The sequence below is a fragment of the Pseudomonas sp. P7779 genome (assembly GCF_013386315.1).
In the GTDB taxonomy this organism is placed as follows: domain Bacteria; phylum Pseudomonadota; class Gammaproteobacteria; order Pseudomonadales; family Pseudomonadaceae; genus Aquipseudomonas.
The window spans coordinates 1-347 of the sequence record NZ_JACARZ010000205.1 but is presented as its reverse complement, the minus strand read 5'-3'; the positions used below and the strand labels follow the sequence as shown (position 1 = coordinate 347).

At 61.4% G+C, this 347-nt stretch carries 1 pseudogene; it reads left to right on the top strand.

Going from position 1 to position 347, the window contains the following annotated elements:
* Nucleotides 1-133: 133 nt before the first annotated feature.
* Nucleotides 134-347, top strand: a pseudogene (locus tag HX869_RS31155) (hypothetical protein); the annotation flags it as partial.

The following is a 347-nucleotide window of genomic DNA, read 5'->3' as shown; positions in this document are numbered from 1 at the left end:
TCCCAACCCTGCGGGAAGCCTCCCGGCCCACGACTGCGCCCGCGCTTTAAACCGGGCCTCCCAGGCACTTACGCGACAGCTGAAAACGGACTTTCTCCTCAACCGTATCCGACTCAAAAAAGCAGGTTACCCCATGCAGTTCAGCAAATTACTGGCAGCTCTTTCCACCCACCCGATCCGCCTGCAAATGGACGAAGGCGACCTGATCATCCTGGGTGACGACGACGCGCTGGATGACGCCCTATGGGACCAACTGATCGCCCACAAACCCCAACTGCTCGACCTCGTCGCCCAACACGGCGGCGACTGGCTCAGCCCGGCCTATCGCATCACCCCGGACATGCTGC